21 protein-coding genes are annotated in these 18,978 nt (G+C 51.2%); 2 read left to right on the top strand and 19 right to left on the bottom strand.

The window, feature by feature from the left end; all coding sequences use genetic code 11:
* Positions 1 to 702: 702 nt before the first annotated feature.
* The 8 genes from IEX98_RS25540 to nrdI form a co-directional block, all read right to left on the bottom strand.
* Positions 703 to 1,362: an HAD family hydrolase gene (locus IEX98_RS25540; protein ID WP_188892520.1), complete on the bottom strand. Its 660-nt coding sequence runs from the start codon at positions 1,360 to 1,362 to the stop codon at positions 703 to 705.
* A 25-nt stretch (positions 1,363 to 1,387) separates the two neighbouring features.
* Positions 1,388 to 2,110 carry a YjjG family noncanonical pyrimidine nucleotidase gene (locus tag IEX98_RS25535; protein ID WP_188892519.1) on the bottom strand — a complete coding sequence of 241 codons (723 nt, stop codon included), beginning with the start codon at positions 2,108 to 2,110 and terminating at the stop codon, positions 1,388 to 1,390.
* Positions 2,111 to 2,132: 22 nt separating this feature from the next.
* Positions 2,133 to 2,399: a DUF2164 domain-containing protein gene (locus IEX98_RS25530; protein ID WP_188892518.1), complete on the bottom strand. Its 267-nt coding sequence runs from the start codon at positions 2,397 to 2,399 to the stop codon at positions 2,133 to 2,135.
* Positions 2,399 to 3,214, bottom strand: coding sequence for a PhzF family phenazine biosynthesis protein (locus tag IEX98_RS25525; protein ID WP_188892517.1), 816 nt, complete (start codon positions 3,212 to 3,214; stop codon positions 2,399 to 2,401). The genes IEX98_RS25530 and IEX98_RS25525 overlap by 1 nt, the downstream gene beginning before the upstream one ends.
* 81 nt (positions 3,215 to 3,295) lie before the next feature.
* On the bottom strand, positions 3,296 to 3,754 hold the full coding sequence (locus IEX98_RS25520; RefSeq protein WP_188892516.1) for a GyrI-like domain-containing protein: 459 nt from the start codon (positions 3,752 to 3,754) through the stop codon (positions 3,296 to 3,298).
* A gap of 421 nt (positions 3,755 to 4,175) precedes the next feature.
* Positions 4,176 to 5,132, bottom strand: a complete 957-nt coding sequence (gene nrdF / locus IEX98_RS25515) for a class 1b ribonucleoside-diphosphate reductase subunit beta (RefSeq protein WP_188892515.1) — start codon at positions 5,130 to 5,132, stop codon at positions 4,176 to 4,178.
* Between the two features lie 111 nt (positions 5,133 to 5,243).
* Entirely contained in the window at positions 5,244 to 7,328 is a 2,085-nt protein-coding gene (nrdE, locus tag IEX98_RS25510) for a class 1b ribonucleoside-diphosphate reductase subunit alpha (RefSeq protein WP_188892514.1), read from the bottom strand.
* The gene (nrdI, locus tag IEX98_RS25505) at positions 7,261 to 7,674 is read right to left on the bottom strand and encodes a class Ib ribonucleoside-diphosphate reductase assembly flavoprotein NrdI (protein WP_188892513.1); all 414 of its coding nucleotides are present in this window, start codon (positions 7,672 to 7,674) and stop codon (positions 7,261 to 7,263) included. The genes nrdE and nrdI overlap by 68 nt, the downstream gene beginning before the upstream one ends.
* Positions 7,675 to 7,943: 269 nt before the next feature.
* Between nrdI and IEX98_RS25500 the strand changes: the two genes are divergently transcribed.
* Together IEX98_RS25500 and IEX98_RS25495 are read left to right on the top strand one after the other, a co-directional pair.
* Complete coding sequence (locus tag IEX98_RS25500) at positions 7,944 to 8,165, top strand: hypothetical protein (RefSeq protein ID WP_188892512.1); 222 nt, start codon at positions 7,944 to 7,946, stop codon at positions 8,163 to 8,165.
* A 198-nt stretch (positions 8,166 to 8,363) separates the two neighbouring features.
* Positions 8,364 to 8,972: a thymidine kinase gene (locus IEX98_RS25495; protein ID WP_188892528.1), complete on the top strand. Its 609-nt coding sequence runs from the start codon at positions 8,364 to 8,366 to the stop codon at positions 8,970 to 8,972.
* A gap of 128 nt (positions 8,973 to 9,100) precedes the next feature.
* Here IEX98_RS25495 and IEX98_RS25490 read toward each other — a convergent pair whose 3' ends face one another.
* The 11 genes from IEX98_RS25490 to IEX98_RS25440 all read right to left on the bottom strand — a co-directional run bounded on the left by IEX98_RS25490 (position 9,101) and on the right by IEX98_RS25440 (position 18,975).
* The gene (locus tag IEX98_RS25490; RefSeq protein ID WP_188892511.1) at positions 9,101 to 9,862 is read right to left on the bottom strand and encodes a class I SAM-dependent DNA methyltransferase; all 762 of its coding nucleotides are present in this window, start codon (positions 9,860 to 9,862) and stop codon (positions 9,101 to 9,103) included.
* Positions 9,863 to 9,866: 4 nt separating this feature from the next.
* Positions 9,867 to 10,841 (bottom strand): CvfB family protein, encoded by a 975-nt coding sequence (locus tag IEX98_RS25485; protein WP_188892510.1) that lies wholly within the window; start codon positions 10,839 to 10,841, stop codon positions 9,867 to 9,869.
* On the bottom strand, positions 10,838 to 11,185 hold the full coding sequence (gene rsfS, locus IEX98_RS25480) for a ribosome silencing factor (RefSeq protein ID WP_188892509.1): 348 nt from the start codon (positions 11,183 to 11,185) through the stop codon (positions 10,838 to 10,840). The genes IEX98_RS25485 and rsfS overlap by 4 nt, the downstream gene beginning before the upstream one ends.
* A gap of 3 nt (positions 11,186 to 11,188) precedes the next feature.
* Positions 11,189 to 11,761 (bottom strand): bis(5'-nucleosyl)-tetraphosphatase (symmetrical) YqeK, encoded by a 573-nt coding sequence (yqeK, locus tag IEX98_RS25475; RefSeq protein ID WP_188892508.1) that lies wholly within the window; start codon positions 11,759 to 11,761, stop codon positions 11,189 to 11,191.
* Complete coding sequence (nadD, locus tag IEX98_RS25470; RefSeq protein ID WP_188892507.1) at positions 11,751 to 12,341, bottom strand: nicotinate-nucleotide adenylyltransferase; 591 nt, start codon at positions 12,339 to 12,341, stop codon at positions 11,751 to 11,753. Before nadD ends, yqeK begins: the two co-directional genes overlap by 11 nt.
* Positions 12,342 to 12,391: 50 nt before the next feature.
* Complete coding sequence (gene yhbY, locus IEX98_RS25465) at positions 12,392 to 12,700, bottom strand: ribosome assembly RNA-binding protein YhbY (RefSeq protein WP_188892506.1); 309 nt, start codon at positions 12,698 to 12,700, stop codon at positions 12,392 to 12,394.
* A gap of 45 nt (positions 12,701 to 12,745) precedes the next feature.
* The gene (locus IEX98_RS25460) at positions 12,746 to 13,627 is read right to left on the bottom strand and encodes a shikimate dehydrogenase (RefSeq protein ID WP_188892505.1); all 882 of its coding nucleotides are present in this window, start codon (positions 13,625 to 13,627) and stop codon (positions 12,746 to 12,748) included.
* 19 nt (positions 13,628 to 13,646) lie between these two features.
* Positions 13,647 to 14,771: a ribosome biogenesis GTPase YqeH gene (gene yqeH, locus IEX98_RS25455; RefSeq protein ID WP_188892504.1), complete on the bottom strand. Its 1,125-nt coding sequence runs from the start codon at positions 14,769 to 14,771 to the stop codon at positions 13,647 to 13,649.
* Positions 14,771 to 15,295, bottom strand: coding sequence for a YqeG family HAD IIIA-type phosphatase (locus tag IEX98_RS25450; RefSeq protein ID WP_188892503.1), 525 nt, complete (start codon positions 15,293 to 15,295; stop codon positions 14,771 to 14,773). Before IEX98_RS25450 ends, yqeH begins: the two co-directional genes overlap by 1 nt.
* Before the next feature lie 186 nt (positions 15,296 to 15,481).
* Entirely contained in the window at positions 15,482 to 17,725 is a 2,244-nt protein-coding gene (locus IEX98_RS25445) for a transglutaminase domain-containing protein (protein ID WP_229692394.1), read from the bottom strand.
* On the bottom strand, positions 17,725 to 18,975 hold the full coding sequence (locus IEX98_RS25440) for a DUF58 domain-containing protein (RefSeq protein WP_188892501.1): 1,251 nt from the start codon (positions 18,973 to 18,975) through the stop codon (positions 17,725 to 17,727). Before IEX98_RS25440 ends, IEX98_RS25445 begins: the two co-directional genes overlap by 1 nt.
* Positions 18,976 to 18,978: the final 3 nt, after the last annotated feature.

Below are 18,978 nucleotides of genomic sequence, written 5' to 3'. Positions count from 1 at the left end.
GTGTTCTCAGAGTGGATCAAGACACAAGAGGATGCTTCTGATTTTCATAAAGCCATGTAACAGCATGAAATAATGAGATTTTCTTCAAGCACCTGTTATTTGTAGGGTAAAACTCCGGATTACGGGGGCCTAACCGAAAGTACATTTTGTTTCTCGTTTTTTGAGCGATTTATCGCATCAAAATGTAAAAGTGCAGGTGGATTGGCGTAAAAAGCGTCTTTAGAGCGGATTTGAACGTTTTCAACTGTACTTTTACATTTTGATCGCTGTTTGCGGCGTTTTGGGGCTCATCAAAATGCACTTTTGCATTTTGTTTCTCAATAGAGAGGGTCAGCGTGGAGTAAAAGGTGAAATTTAGCTAGTCAACAGGGGAGGTTTGCTGAAAAAAATGTGGAGTAGCAGTTACTTCAAGAAAAAAAGAATTAGAAAGGAGCTATCTAAGAAGAAGTTCTAATTAAAAAGAGTTACAGAAGGAGAACTACGGAAGAGATTCTACAGAAAAAGTCCTACAGCAGAGGTTCTAACGAAGAAGATCTACAGAGAAGGTTCTGCAGCAGAGTTCCTAACGAAGTAGTTCTACAGAAGGGGCTTTACATAGAGGTTCCAGCGAGGATGCAGGTTTCATTGCATGTTGAGAAGGCCCGTTAAGGCCTTTTCAATACACGCAACATGCAACATGCAATATGCAATATGCAAAATAGATTACTCCATCAATTCTCGCAAAAGTGCCGCAAGCTCATCAACTGTCGCCGCTCTGTAGGCCGGCTCGGCAAGCCGCAGCTCTTCATCGCGGCCGTAACCGTAACCTACCGCAATCGAAGGAATGCCGTTTTTGCGCGCGCCAATCACATCATGCTTCCGGTCGCCAATCATAATCGTTTCCGAAGGGTCTATCCCTTGCGTCTCCAACACATGTTGAATCACTTCCGCTTTATCGGTCCGCGTATTGTCCAAATTGCTGCCGCCGATAAAATCGAAATAACGGCCGATGTCGAAATAATCCGCGATTTTCTCCGCAAAAAAGGTCGGTTTGGAGGTGGCCATGCACACACTAACGCCTCTCTCCTTCAGCCCGCCCAGAAGTTCATGCATGCCGGGATACAATTCATTCTCGTACATGCCCCGGTCAGCGAAATATTCCCTGTAATACGCGATCCCCTGCTGCGATTGTTCCTCCGATAGTCCATACAGCTCTTGAAAGGTCTCCGTCAGCGGCGGGCCGATAAACGGCTCCAGCGTATCGAGATTGTCGACATGAATATCAAATTTCGATAAAGCATACTGTACTCCGCTCGTAATGCCCAGCTTCGGATCGGTTAACGTTCCGTCCAAATCGAACAATATTGTCTTCATTTTCCCCATCGTTTCAAATCTCCCCTATTTCCCATTAAGTCTCAATCTGTGGTTCAACGATTCGATACAGTTCATCGAGTGACCTGATCTCGTACTTCGGCTGTACAGCGGTGCCGTTGGACTTGCCTGTTGGGTTATACCAGCACGTATCGATGCCGATATTCAGGCCGCCTTGCATATCAGAGGTTAATGAATCGCCTACGATGAGCATTTTGCTGCGGTCGTGATATCCCAGCTTCTCGAAGGCATAGTCGAAAATACCGGTGTGCGGTTTCTGATAGCCAGCTTCCTCGGAAATAATGACCTGCTCAAAGCAGTTGGCCAGCCCCGAACGGGCAATCCGCGACAGCTGAACGTCCTTGTAGCCGTTCGTAATAATCGCTAGACGATAGCGTTTCGCCAAATTGCGAATGACCGCCTCTGCGCCATCAAACAGAAAATGTCCCTCTCCCAAAAAGCCCAAATAACGATCGCTAATTTCGTCGGCGTCAATCGTAAAGGCGGCATCGCCCTCAAACAAACGTCTAAACCGCGCGACCTTCAGCTCGGTTGTCGTCACGCGTCCCTGCTCCAGTTCCTTCCACAGGCCGCTGTTTATTTGCTTGTACCGAAACGTATAACTATCTGTTTCTTCAGTACGGGCCAACGATTCTTCAATACCGATATGCCGGAAAACGCTGGAAAGCGCATGCTCCTCGGCTCTCGGGTAATCAAATAGCGTGTCGTCTGCATCGAATAAAATAATTTCATATCCCAAGGTATGCTGCCTCCTTCTGCCGTTATCTTCCTCGTGTACGCTTGACGGAGACACTTTGCTCCAGCGCATAAAGCTCGTCTTCCACGCTTTGCAAGCGTTCCGTTACCGTCTTGCGCGCATCGGTAATCGCCTGATTGTATACATACGGTCCAAGCTCAGCCAGCATATAATCAAGCAGTTGCTCCGCTGCAATCGTACCAATCGACTCGTCACGCTCCAGCTCGAAAAAACTTTGTACCCGTTCAACAAGCGCTTCCTTCTGTTCTCTTTCCAATTTAAGCTTCATCATTATTGTCCAGCCCCTTCCGCTAATTGTCCTTGAAGCACCATGACTGCTTGCCCAGATAGCAGCACCCTGTCCCCGCTTAATTCCGTCCCTACGATTCCGCCTCTAGCCGATGCCTGATAGCCAGTCAACTGTTCCTTACGGAGCCGTCTGCTCCAATACGGGGCAAGTGCGCAATGCGCCGAGCCTGTAACCGGATCTTCATTTACCCCTAATTTCGGAAAAAATGCCCGCGAGACAAAATCGCAATGGCTTCCATTATCAGCCTTTGCCGTTATGATGACTCCTCTTCCATCCAAACTGCCAAGCAGCTGCCAATCCGGCTTCAGCTCGCGCACAGTCCGTTCGCTGTCGACTTCTACAACGTAATCGAAGCGGTTTTTCCCCGTATAACGCGGTATAAGACCTAAACCTTGAATGAGCGCCTCCGGCGCTTGCACCGGCGAAGACGGTTCTGCAGGGAAATCCATCTTCATCCATCCCCCGCTGCCCTCTAGCTCCTTAACGACGGTCAACAAACCGCTTTTCGTCTTAAAAGCTGCCTGTTCGGTAGGCTGCAGCCTACCCGTCTCCCATAATGCGAAAGCGGCGGCAAGCGTCGCATGACCGCATAAAGCGACCTCCGCAGCCGGTGTAAACCAGCGCAGCTCATATCCGTCAGCCGTTTGTGCAACAAACGCTGTCTCCGATAAATTCATCTCGGCTGCGACCTGCTGCATCCACACTTCCCCTGCGGGTTTCTCCAGTAAACAAACAGCCGCCGGATTGCCGCGAAACGCCGAATCGGCAAATGCATCTACGATATAGATTGGAATCATCGTTTGGCTAGTCTCCTTTGTAAATAAAAAAAGAGGATGCCCATGGAACGGATCCTCGTTGGCCATTCTCGTATATGGTTATTATTTCCATCTATCCTGCAAAGGAATAAGAAGCTCCACTTCTTCTTCCAAATGACGCTCTACGCTGTAAAACACTTCGAGTGCAACAGCACTCTCATGCTTAATGAGCTGCCGCTCCTTCATCCATAAAAACACTTGTTCATAAGCTTCGCCAATCCGTTTGCTCGTCGAGGCAACCATCGCGTAATGATGCTCCGGAATCGTAAACTGCACCATGCCTGCGGGCAATTCCTCCATATGATGCGTTTCATGGCAAGCCCAATAAGTGACGAAAGCTTCATTGCCGAAATAAGGACTGTAAAGAACCGGGGATCTGGATACGCTGCTTAGCTCATGCTTGCGTGATAAAAACTCCGTCTGCAGCCGAATCGCTTCATCCGGCAACGTCGAATACGGTCCGCTATAGCTAATGCCTGTCAAATGCAGAGCGGGCTTTACAATGATCGAGCAATTGTCCACGCGAATTCCTCCTCGTTATCAGTCAGAATTTGTACGCTAGGATGAGCTTTATCCTCCCTAGTTTATCACGCGCTCTATACGTTGGCATAGTCTTTTTCTTGTAAAATGGGCAGCGAACGCCAGCGAAGCAGCTTCGCAATATAACGAAGTCACTTTCGCTAATCTCGGCTATTTTACGATAGACAAGCCATTAGCGAAGTAAATTTCGCTTTCCATGAACCTAAGTTCACGAACAGCGAAATTCGCTTCGCTATCGTTAAAAGCCTATTCGAACTCCCCTCCTGCAGCGAATTTAGCTTCGTTAAATAGCGAAGCTGCTTCGCTGATAATCGTTATCCGTCACTACTCAACGGACAAAGCCCAACAATAAAAAAAGCAACCGGCCGCTTCCGCGCGCCGATTGCTATGATTTCAATAAGAATTAGAAGTTGAATACGAAGTCGTCATCCTTCAATTGCTCAACGTGAACGGTACGAACGTAGCCGTTGCCTTTTTTCGAGAAGAAGTCATGCTGCTTCGTATGCGTGCTAATGCCGTTGAAGACGATCGGGTTGACCGGCTCCTCTGGGAAATGAGGCTCGAAGCCCAGGTTCATCAGCGCTTTATTCGCATTATAACGGACATAAGCTTTTACTTCGTCCTGCAAGCCGATAGGCGTGTACAGATCATCTGTGTATACCGCTTCATTATCATAGAGTGTTTGCAGCAGCTCATAAAGCTCTTCTTTCAGTTGAGCCTGCTCTTCAATGCTGAACTCTTGATAAAGCTCTTGCGCAAGCGTACCTACGTACAAGCCGTGGATGCTCTCGTCGCGAAGGATCAAGTCGATGATCTCGCCGCTGCTCGTCATCTTGCCTTGTCCAGCCAAATAAAGCGGATAGAAGAAACCGCTGTAGAACAGATAGCTTTCCAGGAATACGGAAGCCGCCATCGCTTTATAAAGCTGCTGCTTCGTCTCGATGCCATGGTACCACGAGGAGATCAGGTTCGCTTTTTTCTGCAGCTGCTCATTGGTTTCAACCCAATTGAAAATCGCGTCGATTTCTTCTGAAGACGCCAGCGTTGTGAAAATGCTGCTGTATGATTTCGCATGAATTTGCTCCATCATCGACATGAAAGCCAATACGGCTTTGCGTTGCAAGCCTTCAACATGCTCCAATATTTTCGGCATACCGATGCCGCCTTGAATCGTATCGAGAAGCGTCAGTCCGCCCAGCACGTTTTTGTAGACGGTACGCTCAATTTCGCTCATATCCATCCAGTCCATTTTGTCATCAGACAACGGAATTTCATCATCCGTCCAGAACTGCATGACGTTCTGTTGCCAGAAGGTTAATGTAAAATCGTCGTCTGGACGGTTCCAGTTTACTGCTTTCATCGTCAAAATTGCTCCTTTGCAAGCATAAACGGCTTACGCCGCCAATACGGCGGCGCAGCTCGTTTTGCGCTGAATATAGAAACGGAAATCGTACTTATAAGTGCCTTCGAATTATACGGCGCAGCTTGTGCATTCCTCAACGGAAAGACGCTTCGTTCTCGTATAATAAAGCGATTTGAGACCTTTTTGGGCAGCATAAATATAGAAGCGCGCCAATTCGCGAGTCGTTACGTTGCTATTCACATGCAGAACAGTCGAAATGCCTTGGTCGACGTGCTGCTGAATTTCCCAAATCAGGTCGATCAGCTTGAATTGATCGATGTTGTATGCCGATTTGTAATAGAAGTAGTTCTCCTGCGACAGGAACGGCATTGGGTAGTACGTTGTCGAGTTCGCATACGTACGCGTCTCAATATGCTCTACGATTGGCATAACGCTCGACGTTGCGTTCTGGATGTACGAAATGCTTTGTGTTGGCGCGATTGCCAGACGGTAAGCATGGTACAGACCGTGCTTTTGCACTTTTTCTTTCAGCGCTGCCCAGTCTTCCGGCGATGGAATTTCCATGCCTTGAAACAGTTCTTTCACGCGATCCAGCTTCGGACGGAAATCCGTCTCTACATAACGGTCGAAATACGTGCCTTTCGCATATTCGGAACGGTCGAAATCTTTGAAGGTCTCGCCGCGTTCTTTTGCGATCTCCATGCTTTGCTCGATAGAATAGTAGTTCATCATCATGAAGAACGTGCTTGCGAAATCTTTCGCTTCGTCGCTTTCATAAGCGATTTTGTTTTTCGCCAGGTAGCCGTTCAGGTTCATCGCGCCAAGTCCAACGGAATGAAGCTCTTCGTTAGCTTTGCGAACGCCCGGTGCGTTGTCAATTGCCGACAGATCGCTGACCGTCGTCAGTGCTTCGATGCCGACATGAACGGATTCCTTAATTTTTTTGTGCTCCATCACGTTCACGATGTTAAGCGAAGCCAGGTTGCAGCTGATGTCGCGCTTAATCACATCGTCGAAGCCGTAATCGTTAATCGTCGAAGTTTCTTGCACTTGGAAAATTTCTGTACACAGGTTCGACATTTTGATGCCGCCGATATCTTTCAGCGCATGAACGCGGTTCGCGTTCGATTTGTTCATAATGTATGGGTAACCCGATTCCAATTGAATCGAAGCGATCTTCGTCATCATGTCGCGCGCGTTCATTACGACTTTTTTCACAACGCGGTCATTGGCGAGCAGCTCTTCGTACATTTCATCCATATCCATATCGTCCAGATGCTTGCCGTAGGCCATATGAACGGAATGTGGTCCAAATACATACAATGGCTTATTCTGTGCAGCCAATTCGTAAAATTTATTCGGAATAATCAGGCCGATGGACAGCGTTTTAATACGCGATTTCTCGTCGGCGTTAATTTTTTTACAATCCAGGAATTCGATGATATCCCAGCCAAAAATATTGTAGTAGCCAGCGCCAGAGCCTTTGCGCTGACCCATTTGGTCGGCGTAGGAGAACGCATCCTCCATCAATTTCAGTACCGGCATAACGCCTTTCGCTGCACCTTCGACACCTTTAATCGATTCGCCGCGGCCGCGCAGCTTCGACAGGTTGACGGCAACGCCGCCGCCGATTTTGGAAAGCTGCATGCAAGTGCCGAGCACATAGTTGATGGAGTTCAGTGAATCGTCCATTTCCAGCAGGAAGCAGGATACCATTTCACCACGGCGGCTTTTGCCTGCGTTCAGGAACGTTGGCGTCGCCGGCTGCAGCCGCTGCTCGATCATCGCTTCCGCAATGCGAAGCGCTCTGTCCGCATCGCCTTCACCGAGGTGAAGAGCAACGATCGCAACGCGGTCGGAGTATTTCTCGAGATATTGCGATTTGTTATTCGACTTCATCGCGTAGTCTTTATAAAACTTCGAGATCGCCATATACGATTCAAACTGGAAGCCGTTGTTTTCCGCTAATGTAAATACGGCCTCCACTTGCTCATATGTATAATCCTCGAATACGTTCTCGTAGTAGTCGTTCTCTATTAAATAGTCAAGCTTTTCGCGCAGCGAGCCAAACTTCATGCTTTTGCTGTCGACTTCCTCCATAAAAGCGGCTACCGCCTCTTTGTCTTTATCCAATTGATAGAAGCCGTCCGCTCCGCGTTGCATGAGCTCGTTGTTCAGTTCGATATGTTTCAATGGTCCGCACCCTTTCGACAAAGTATTCCATATCTTGATTTGTTCCGGATAATTCAAATTTCGATACAACAGGCACGCCGAACATTTCCGAGATCGTATCCGCGCTCTTCGCAAATCCGTTTCCCCAATTCCGGTTGCCGCTGGCAGACACGCCGCACAGATGGTCGGAATTTTGCTTGAGGAACGACATGACCCGCTCCGGCACTTGTCCAAAACCCGTTGTGTAAGTGATCAAAACGAATGGTTCATCCACTTCGCTTTGCTCCTCGATCGGCACGGCCCGCATATTCAGCTTGTTGATAAAACGCTTGACATTGCCTGTACGAGAATCATAGACAACCAGCATGTTTTTCTCTCTCTCCTTCGCTGAATTATAGCAATAGAAAAGCGCTTCTGACTGCAACAACCGTCAAATGCGCTAGTAGACATCTTGGTGTAGTATCGACTCATATACTCAATATCTAGTCGATGTTTTTGATTCTACATCAATATATAGGTCTAGTCAATGAAATTTATGGAGAAAATTTAACGATCTCTATTTCGGGCACTCGACTATTTTAACAGATGAGGATATGATGTGATAGTGACAGTTTATTGCTATTTTGGAGGGTGAAAATGAGCGAGCAATTATCGGCCAAACAGCTGCGGGAAGCGATCGAAAAGCTGTTTTCGGATGCAGGATATACGGTTCCCGGAGTACTTCCGGCCATCGATGCGATGGTCAAGGATAACGATCGGCTGAAGCAGGAATTGAAAAAGCTGCGGCTTGCAGCCGCCCGCGGATCTTCAGTCGGTGACGGGATGAATAGCCGCTTGAAGGATGCTCTCAGGGAATAGACGAAGGGTCGTGCGGGAAGCTGGGGCAGCGCCCGGAACGATTCACAAAAAGCTGAGCCGCCCTTCGACGCAAGACGACGGCTTTCGCCGAATTTGCAAAATCATTTGTTTCAGCTAAAATAATACAACCTGCAGCATAGTATGACAGAAAGCATTATGAATGCTACAACAGATACCCAGAGGAGATGCTGCCTAATGATGGAACGAGGCTTCATCACCGTCATTACCGGCCCGATGTTTTCCGAGAAAACAGGCGAGCTGATTCGCCGCTGCCAGAAGCTTCAGCAATTCGGGCGAATGAGCGTAGCGGTCTACAAGCCGGCGGAGGACACCCGCTTTAGCGAGTCGGAGATCGTGAGCCGGATGGGTTACCACCTGCCGGCAGCCAGCCTGCCGCGCCAGCTGCCTCAGGATGCGGCCGCCAAAGTTATAGAAGAAACGAAAGCGGTAAACGTCGTCGCCTTTGATGAGGTGCAGTTTTTTGAACAGCCGATAACCGATTTGATCGAGACGCTCGCTAGTGACGGCAAGCATGTTATTGCCGCCGGGCTTAATATGGATTACAGAGGCAAAGCGTTCGGAGCGATCGGGGAGCTGCTCGCAGTCGCCGACGAGATCGTCAAGCTGCATGCTTATTGCGCGGTGTGCGGCAGCGGCGAAGCGGCCTTTACCCAACGTGTCGTAAACGGCAAACCGGCAGCGCTTGGACCTGTCTTTCTAATCGGCGATAAGGAGAGCTACGAGCCCCGCTGCAGGCGTTGCTTCGTTCCTCCGCATAAAGCTTCAACGAGCAAACCCGCACCCTGAGAAGAGGCTTCCAAGCGCTCAGAAGACGACCTTCAAATTCCTTCCGGGCATCGACAAAATATTTTGACCGAACCCAAAAAAGGTGTCGCACAAGTGTATACTTGTGCGACACCTTTTTCACCTTATACTTACCGCTTCACAGCTGCGAAGAAAAGCCGTTCGGAGCTCGCGCCTGCCGGCTTCAGCTCGAAATCGGCATAGCGCTCCACGGCCTCGAAGCCGGCCCGCCGCAAGGCGGACTCGATCCAATCCGGGTCGTAGGCACGCTGCCTGTGCAGCTCCTCGAACCTGCGGAACCGTTCTCCTCGCTCTTGCGCAAAGATCGTCAAATGATGCTCGATTTCGCAGCGCTCCTCGTCCAGCTCCGATGTCCAAATATAGGCGACATCCTCCTCATCTAGAATGAAAGGCTGCTCGTCCGCATAGCGGCGAAGAATGGACGGTGCATGTACATCGAACAGGAACAAGCCGCCGTCAGCCTTCAATCCGTCGTAGGCGGCCCGGAAAGCCGCTTCGACATCGGCTTCCTCGGTTAAGTAATTGATGCAATCACAGAAGGACAACACACAGTCTACCGGCTCCAGAAGCTGCCAGTCGCGCATATCCTGCTGCAGCCATAAAACAGAGCCTCGGTGCCCGGAACGCGCTTGCTCATCCCATTTGCTGCGAGCGACCGCCAGCATATCGGCGGACAGATCAATGCCGTATACCTGTTTGCCTGATAGCGCGAGCGGCACCGCAATGCTGCCCGTTCCACAGCCGAGATCGACGACCGATTCCGGCACACCAAATCGCTTCCAGCAGCTTTCGGCAAATTGCAGCCACTGCTCGTAAGGCATATCCTCCATCAGCCGGTCGTAGACCGAAGCAAATTGTCCGTACGAATCCATAGGCCTATCCCTCCGAATGATCCGCGCCTGGGCCAGTACTCGTGCCCGTGCTGTCAGAAGCCTGCGAGTCAGCCCCGCTCGCGCCTCCGGCTTCCGGGGCAGCTTCCGCCAAATACGTCCAGCTGCCCTTTTGCGTAATCGCTCCCTCCCGCATCAGCTTGCCAAGCGCCCGTTTGAACGCCGATTTGCTGATTTGGAACTTTTGCTTAATCGCATCTGCCGGCGATTCATCCGAATAAGGCATGCCGCCGCCGGGGCGTTCCTTCAGATAAGCGAGAATCCGGTCAGCATCCTCCAGACGGCCTTCCTGCTTGAGCTTGGCCATCGACAGGTTGACGCGGCCATCCTCGCGAATGAACGTAACCCTTCCCGCTACCCTTTCGCCAAGGCGTAAAGGTCTTGTCCGCTCCGAGCTTGGTATCATCCCGAATACGCCAAAGCCGACAACGCCGCCATCAATCAGTACAAAGGAGCCCATCTGCAGCGATTTCGTTACCCAGCCTTCTACCCACTGGTTGCGCCAAGCTTGCGGCGCCTCGAATACTAGCGGACCAAGCTCATCTTCTCCCGCCAGCGTAGCCAATAGCCGGCCTGCCTTGTCATGGCCGAGAATGACATGTACCTCGTCACCGGGAAGCGGCCGGTATTCCACTTTCTCCGACAGCTCGGAGAGCGGGAGCAGCAATTGGCGGCCCAGTCCGATTTCGAGAAAACAGCCCAGCCGCGGATGCACATCCGCCACCTTCAAACGGGCCATCTCTCCCAGTGTCAGCAATGGACGCTTCATCGTAGCGGAAATCCGGTCCTCTGTATCGAAGAACAGGAATACTTCCACTTCATCGCCCAGCTTCGGCTTTTTGCCGACGAGCTCCGTGTAGTGCATAAGCACCTCGTTCTCCCCATCGGTCAAAAAATAACCATAGGGCGACACTTCACGCGCCACCCTTAACGTTTGATACGTACCGGCAATCCAGCTCATGCGAACTCCACTACCTTCGCATCTGACCACAGACGCTCGATGTTATAGTATTCGCGTTCGTCGCGATGGAAGACATGAACGATGACATCGCCAAGGTCGATCAGCACCCATCTTGCCGAGTCCAATCCTTCTATGCCGCGCACTTTAACCCCGCGCATATCCGCCTGTTTTTTAATTTCTGTTGCAATCGCTTGTACTTGCGTATCTGAATTGCCGTGGCAAATGACAAAATAGTCAGCCACTAGCGAAATTTCTTTCAAATTCAACGCGACAATACGCATCGCTTTCTTATCTTCCGCGGCCGTAACCGTCACTTGCAGCAATTCGTCTGAATGTACCGTCATTGCTCAACCTCCTGTTTTTTGCTGTTCTATTAAATCATTGCGGGCATCTACTGTAAGCGGGAATATCCGCTTGCCCTTGGCAACCAGAAACGAAATCGTGCTATCGAATCCTGCGATTAACGCCTGCTCCAAGCTTTGCCCGCTTAATTCGCGAATAGACTCTACGCCCGGAAAATCCCGGCCCGGCTCGATATAATCGGCAAGGCAGACGATCTTGTCCAGCTTCGTCATGCCGATGCGGCCCGACGTATGGTAGCGGATGGCATCCAGCACCTGAATATCGGTAACGCCGTATTCCTGCTCTGCGACCCAGGCGCCAACCTCGGAATGCCACAACTCTTTATCATAAAGGAGCAGCGTCCCATTGAGCTTCTGTTCACGAATAATTTGTTCCATTTTTGCAATTTGCCAATATTTCGCCACGTCATGCAAAATAGCGGCAAGTTCCGCTTTATGGGGATCTTCCCCATAACGCTCAGCCAGCAGAACGGCCGTCTTCATCACCCCTTCGGTATGAAGCCAGCGGCGCTCAGGCATTTGCGATTTGACGGATGCGATCATCTGCTCACGATTCATATAAAGCCCTCCCCTCGATACACTGCCGGACAGATTCCGGTACCATATACCGGATCGACTGACCCAGCCGTACCCGGTTTCGGATATCAGTCGAAGAGATGCCAATTGCCGGCATAGCAATAATGCTCAGCCTGCTCCGGATGTAAGCGGGCAAGCTGTCCGGCTCTGCCGGCGTCCCCTCCCGCTCCAAACCGATGAAGGACACGAGCGAGACCAACTGCTCCACCCGATGCCATTGCGGCAAATCGTTGATGCGGTCGGACCCTATAATATACGAGAAAGCATGCTCGGGATGCAGGCGGGACAGCTCCAGCGCCGTATCGACGGAATAGCTCATTCCGCCTCTTCGAAGCTCCAGGTCAACAACGCGAAAAGCCGCATTGTCTTGTATGGCATCCGCCACCATCTGATAGCGGATATCGCTGTCGACACCCGGCTGCCGGTCTTTAAGCGGAGGCTTGAAGGAAGGAATGAACCATATCTCGTCCAAACCGCATCGGTCAAGCGCCGTTTCCGCCGCTATAAGATGACCGATATGAATGGGGTCGAAGGTGCCGCCCATGATGCCGATGTTGCCCATGCTGTCCTCTCCTCTCTCGAGATTCCGATTAAAGAATCGATACCTGCGCTCTAGCGCTTCGGCGAAGGAAGTTCGATCTTCCGGTATTTCTCTTCGCTCGAACGCTTATACAGCACGATCGTTTTGCCGATGACTTGTACAAGCTCGCAGCCCGATGCTTTCGCAACTTCTGCACCAATCTCCCGCGGATCGTCCATGCAGTTATTCAACACGGACAATTTAATAAGCTCGCGAACTTCGATCGCTTCTTCAATATGACGAACGAGCTGCTCGTTCGTACCGCCTTTGCCCACCTGGAAAATCGGCTGCAAATGATGCGCCAATGCGCGCAAATGACGTTTCTGTTTGCCTGTCAACATGATAGTTATGCTCCTTCTTTTTTCGCAACTTTCTGCTTCTAACGATTAAATTAGCGAGGCCAGCACCGTTTCCCGCATTGCGGCAACCGGCGCGGTCTGTCCCGTCCAATATTCGAAGGCGTAAGCGCCTTGATAGATAAACATGCCAAGCCCGCCGTGAATCCGGCAGCCTGCTTGCTCTGCTTGCTGAAGAAATTTCGTCTTGAGCGGATTATAGATCAGGTCGCTTGCGACCGCGTCTTGCTTCAGCCAGCCGGCCTCCACTGGGCTTGCATCCGTATGAGGGTGCATACCAACGGAAGTCGTATTGATGACGATATCCGCATCACGGCAAGCTTCCTGCAATCCGTCGTACGTTACGGCCCGAAGCTCGGCCAAACTGCTGAAGCTCTGCGCCAGCTCGCGGGCACGGTCTTCCGTACGGTTCGCAATCGTTATGCTTGCAGGCTTCTCCCCTGCCAAAGCATAGACAATGCCGCGCGATGCCCCGCCCGCTCCAATGACGACGATTCGTTTTCCAGCAATAGCCGGCTCCGCTTCTTCCTTCAGCGACCGGACATAGCCGATGCCGTCGGTGTTATAACCGGTCAGCCTGCCGTTGTCGTTCACAATCGTATTAACCGCTCCGATTGCTTCCGCACCGGGGTCGATGGCATCCATATGCTTCATAATATCCAGCTTGTGGGGAATCGTCACATTGACTCCCCTTATGCCCATTGCCCTTACACCTCCGATAAAATCGGCAAGCTTATCAGACGTAATATGATAGGCGGCATACACGCCGTTAACACCTGTTTCCCGAAACGCCCGATTCATCATAATCGGCGATTTGGAATGGCGGATCGGATCTCCGATGACGCCGTAAAGCACGGTATGGCTGTCAATTCGATGGCCTGCCGTCTCCTCGCTGAGCGTCGATGGGTTCATGTCCGCTCCCCCTCTTCTATTAGATAAGCGAATCTCTCATCAGCACTTTAATGCCTTTAGGAGCATACAGATCAACGATAGCACCTGTCGTGCCGTTCGCTTGAATCCAGCCGAGGCCCGCGATGAAAATATCTTTTTTAGCGCCCCGCGGAATACGCAGCGAATGACGGGTCCAAGCCGGCATTTCGTCAAGCTCCTCGCGAGAAGGCGCTCCTAGCAGTTCCCCGCGGTGCTCCTTGTACAGCTCGTCCGCCCGTTCGAGCTTCGTCCGATGGACGTTCAGCGCATTCGAAATATACAGCGTAAACGACTGGCGCTCTCCTTCAACGAAGTCGAACCGGACGAGGCTGCTAATGAACAGCGTTTGTTTATCATTCAACTGATAGACAAGCGGCTTAATCGACTTGTCTGGCAGCAGCGATTGCAAGAAGCTGCGCGGAACAATTTCTGTCATCCGGGAAGCATAGACGATTCCCGGTGTATCGATAATATCCTTGTCGTCATCAAGCGGAATATGAACCGCATCCAGCGTCGTTCCCGGATAACGGGACGTCGTCAGCTCGCGTTCCAAATCGCTGTAGTCGCGGATAAGCCGGTTGATCAGCGTCGATTTGCCGACATTAGTCGCACCTACGACGTAGACGTCGCGTCCCTTGCGATGACGCTCCAGCGCTTCGATGACATGATCAAAGCCGATGTTGCGCTTCGCGCTGCACAGCACGATATCAACCGTACGCAGCCCTTCAGCTTTAGCTTGCTGCTGAACCCAGTTGCGAATCCGGTTTAAGTTCATCGATTTCGGCAGCAAGTCCACTTTGTTGACGACAAGCAACACCGGGTTATTGCCGACAAAACGCTGCAGGCCTGAAATTAGACTGCCTTCGAAATCATACAAATCGACAATATGGACGACCAAGCTGTCCGTCTCGCCGATGCTTCCGAGCAGACGCAGGAAATCATCCTGATCCACCGCTACAGAAGATGCTTCATTATAATTGCGTATACGGAAGCAGCGCTGGCAAATGACCGGCTCCCGCTTCAATGCCGATTCCGGCAAATAACCTGCCTCTTCCTGACGCTCCGACTGCAAGCTCACGCCGCAGCCGGCGCATGACAGCGCAATTCCGCTATCCAATTCCTTCATTACTTCGTCTCCCCCTCATACCATAACCCTTTCTTCCGCAATCTCGACAACGCAATGCGCTCGATCCGGCGGTTTACCCGGGTCATGATTCCTTCATCAGCAGGAGCAATTGGCGTTACAAGAATCGTATACAATCCCATCCGGTTGCCGCCCAGCACGTCTGTCAGCATCTGGTCGCCCAGCACAACCGTCTTCTCCGCGGGCAGCCCCAATACAGTGAGCGCCTTGCGGAAAGATTTATTCGCCGGCTTGCGGGCGGCATGAATATACGGAATGTCGAGCGGTTTAGCAAACCTCGACACTCTAGTCTCATTATTATTCGATACGATAACCACTTTAAAGCCCCGATCGCGAACGCCATCCAGCCATTTGACCAGTTCAGGCGTAGCGAGCGCTTCACGGGCCCCGACCAACGTGTTGTCCAGATCGGTAATAATGCCGCGAACGCCTTTCGCGTACAACTCATCTAATTGAATATCATAAACCGTATTCACACGCATGTGCGGCAACAGCCTCTCGAACATAAGCGCTTGACCCCTTTGCATTCTCCTGCTATCTTACGAAACTATACCATAGAACACGAATTTGTTGCAAAAAAATACCGCCGCCGGCAAACGCCAGCGGACGGCTTCTTTCCATTAATAGTTGATTACAGGCTGCTTCCTGTAATCAAGCTTCTTTTTCTCGCCCTTCGGAACGCTTTGCTTCATTTATAATTGCTGCATGATCAGCTTCACTTTGCCGACGAACCGGTCAGCTTCCTCATCTGAGGATTTAACGGGACTATATTTAGCCCGCTCGAATCCGTCCAGCACCTCGCGCCAATCGCTTTGCAGCGGTTTGCCGCCATCAGACCAGCGAAGAAGCGCCTCGCGTAGCGTCTCATGCTCCCCTCGCTCCAGCCCTTTTCTTCTGCATTTGCGCAGCAGCCTCTCCGTCTCCCATACAATCCTCTCATCCGAGGTAAACGAACGGAAACGGAAGCCTCGCCATACCTGAACGAGCTGCTTTCTTCTAAGCACTGCCCAGACCGCAACGAGAGCGGCAAGCAAGGATAGGGAAATCCACAAACCAAGCTTCAGCAGCGAATTATTGGCCTGAGCTGCCGTGACCGTTTCCGGGCTGTCTCCAACGTCCGTCAGATCCGGCATCACAGGAGCCGCTTCCGCAGGCAGCGTGTAAGGAAACGAAAACCCTGCCGTTGCTTCAAACGGAATCCAGCCATAGCCTTCGAAATAAATTTCAACCCAGGAATGAGCGTCTGAATTTCGCACTGTATAGGTGCCTTCACCATTCGGATTTCGATCAATCTCATCAGGAATTCCTCCTGACATGCCCGGTGGGCCGTACTCCGATACCGGCAGTGCCCCTGGAGCAAAGCCTTTCACCCAGCGCACAGACATCCCCAGCGAACGGGACATTACAGCCATAGCCGTCGAGAAATAATCGCAATAGCCTTCCTTCAATTCGAATAAGAACTGATCAACAAAGTCTTTGCTAGAGCCGCTAAGCTTAGACAGATCGGGCTTATTCGTATACACGTAATTTTCACGCAGATAAGTTTCCAGCAGCTTAGCACGATCATAATCGTTAGATGCGCCTTCCGTAATATCCAGCGCCAACTGCTTCACACGCTGCGGAAGCTCGCTGGGCAGCTGCAAGTAACGATCCGCATCAAGAAGCTCTGCCTTTGTCTTACGAAGGCCTTCAGCATCCAGAACGGTAATATCCGATCTGACGGAATAAGCCGCAGGAAAATCTCTCATCGTCCAATTCGACCATCTTAGCTCAAGGGAGTTGGGTGCCCAGATAAGCCCATTCGGAATTGACGACTCCGACTTGCCGACCCAATGAACGGATGAAATCGGGGACGCAGCAAACAGGACGGGATAGTGATCCTTCCGAATCATAACGATGGTCTGTTCAACAGACAGCGTTTCCGCTAAGCTTCGTTTTTCACGCAGCGGCAGCTCCATATCTCTGGAAATTTCGCCGAAGATTGGCTCATTTCCATTGCTATCGCTCTTCCAGCCGTCGCCTGAATAAAAGCTTTTGGTCTCGCCGCGCCAATAAGCGCGTTGAGTTGTCGTAACCGTCATAACAGGCGAGTAGTCGTAGTTGAAGCCGCCGCCTAGCTTTGTGTCATCCCGGCCATAGCCAGAGCTGGTATCGCCGGTGCTGATCTGGGTCGGCGTATTCAACCCCTTGTCACCAAGGAAGACGTTGACGCGTTCCCCCTTCGACTCTTTCCATATCGTATAAGGATCCTGCAGGATAGGCGATACCGTCGGCATAAGTACACCTATCCCCATGAGCAGCGCAAGCACGACAGCAACCGGTATTAGAAGCTGCAGCGGGTATTCCAGCAGCTCCTGCCAGCTGCGCGGATGACTGCGTTCCAACCGCCTTAAGTGAGCGGCAACGAGCCAGATCAATCCTAAAAATACGATCCAGGCAACTTTATCCCACAGCCAAATCGGTGTAAACGAATCGGCGATGGTCAGCGACAGCAAATTGACGGTTACAAAACCGATCATTCTTGCTCTCGTCGTCACCCATTTGCTGAACAACAAATAAATGATGAATATGACGCCAGCGAACCAAATATACGGATCAAGCTGCTTGGCATAGAACCAGAGCAGGTCCAGCCTTTCGCTCCATGACTCGGGATTAGCGTACAACTTGTCAAATTGAACATAAGCAATCGTCGATGTCAGCAGCAGAACAGCTTGGGCTATCATTTTCGTTATTCGCAATCGAAGCGGCAATATAATATCGACCGCCACCGCAAGCAGAAGCGCTGCGTTCACGACTTTGAACGTCTCTTCCCACCAGTAGCCTTCGAAGATAGCAACTGTGTTCATTATCATCAGCGCAACGAACAGGGTGGATAGCTTCACATACCAGTCAGGCGCCAAATAGCGGAAAATCACCTTGATGAGCCGGATCAGCATCACGCGCCACCGCCCCCTTCCAATACAGCCGGCAGCTCTTGCAGCTGCTGCAGCGAAAATACGGGCCAGCCGCGGCTGTGCAGCAGTTGCCTCCAACTCTCATCCTGACGCGCCTGCCCTGCAGGCTTGCTGATTTGCAGCAAGCAGGGCGTCAATCCTTTGCGGAACAGCCATTCCATAGAACGGATCGCTTCCTTGCCGGTGACACCGGAGATTAGTACGGCAAATGATCCTGGCTCCAGCATGGAGTCGGCTTTCAAAATCGACTTGTACACCGTATGCGGTGCATCAGCTTCCACGAACGTCAGATGTTTAATGACCGCACTTCGCTGCTCCAATCCCGACTTCGGTTGCAGCATCGTCAATTGCGTGCCAACCGACAGCAAGCCCATCGCCGTATCGCCCTTCAAACCGTTCTCCAGCAGCGAAGCGGCTGCGGATACAGCCAGCTCGAAGCGGTCTCCCGATGGAGCCGGGTAATCCCCCGCATACCGGTCGAGAATAATGATCGTACGAGGAAGCGATTCCCGTTCAAACGCCTTTGACTTCCATTCCCCCGTCTTGGCGGTTGCATTCCAATGAACACGAGACAACCGGTCACCGTACAAATATTCCCTCACTCCGTTAATTTGCGTCGTTTCCTTCGACGAACGGGAAGCGATCGCATGCGAGTAAGGACCACGAATGCCTCTCTGGATACCATGCCATTGCCGCAGCGGAACCGTCTGCGGCATCACGTTGAATACTGCCTCGGAACCGAATCGGCCGGAATGCTCGAAGAGGCCGAATACGTCATGCGATAAACATTGAGTAGAGTGAAAACGGTATTCGCCGCGCTGCAGCGGCGGAGTTAGATAAACGACCTCGCCACTGCGCTTCCAGTTCGGCACGAATGATGACTCGAAGTCGAGCCGTTGTCCGTTATGCCGGTACAACCGGTCTCTAACAAGAACATAAGGAATGGGATAGACACCCGGAACCCGCACAGTAAGTTGCACTTCAAGCGAGCTGCCCGCCGTCAAAGATTGCTCGGCATGAGCTGACGCACCCTGCTGTTTGTAGCTGCGGCTGCCATAAACCTTACCGATCCCGCTCCATCTTCCGAGCAATAAATAAAGAAGTAATAAGTTCAAAATCATAAACAGCATAAAAGCCGTCTTGCCGCCCTGAAATAAGAAATAAAATAATGCGGTAGTATAAATAAGCCCAATAACGACCCAGCGTCTTTTGTCCGTTATTTCCTTGGCCATCGC

Origin of the sequence: Paenibacillus radicis (ex Gao et al. 2016) (assembly GCF_014641555.1) — a bacterium.
Lineage (GTDB): Bacteria > Bacillota > Bacilli > Paenibacillales > Paenibacillaceae > Pristimantibacillus > Pristimantibacillus radicis.
This window is presented reverse-complemented; position numbering and strand designations above follow the sequence as displayed.